The organism is Cedecea sp. B1(4) (genome assembly GCF_059414925.1).
Window position 1 is genome coordinate 1 of record NZ_JCAHMZ010000149.1, and the last position, 697, is coordinate 697.

1 protein-coding gene is annotated in these 697 nt (G+C 62.7%); it reads left to right on the forward strand.

Going from position 1 to position 697, the window contains the following annotated elements:
• On the forward strand, positions 1–697 hold a 697-nt coding region (locus ACR6JA_RS22425), incomplete at both ends, for a hypothetical protein (RefSeq protein WP_494599630.1).

The window sequence follows — 697 nt, forward strand, 5'->3', positions numbered from 1 at the left end:
CCAACATCAAAGGTGTTCTACCGCCCGCTCGAAGCGTCCATCCGCTGGGCCGGACTGCTGCGATACGAGCAGGTGATCCTGGCTTCGGTCTCGTCGCCTATGAATCTGCCGCAGTCGCTGGACTGCCCACGTTTGGGCGAACTGCGGCTGTACACCGACCGCATCTATGACGGCATCCTCAACGGGGAACTGCCCTTCGGGCAGCACGGCATCACGACGCGCGACACCGCGTTGATCGAATCGCCTGATCTGACGGTACGCCATGTCGATCTGAAGTGCTGGATGCGCCAGCACTACCCCGAGCAGCGGCCCGGCTTTCTCTTCTCCCGCGGCGAGCGCATCACCCATCCCTTCATCTCTCTGGAAACAGGGCAAGCCATGCTGGTCGAACGCCAGGCTTTGAAATCCGCCCTGGAACAGACCAAACGTCAGCTCCGCGATTTGCAGGACAAGCATGACGCGCTGCTCAAGCAGCCCACGGTGATTCCGGCATGCGCGCAGTGTCCGATCAGTGATCGGGCCGAGGCCACCTACCTGAACATCGTTGGCGGCCTGTTGGAGCTGATGCTCGGCCAGTCGCCATCGGGCACGCCGTACTCCAGCTTCAAGACGCAGGAGGCCGTGGTCAGCGCGCTGGTTGCCCATCACAGCGGCGCCATGGGCATCGCGGAGCGGACATTGAACGGCAAGTTCGCCA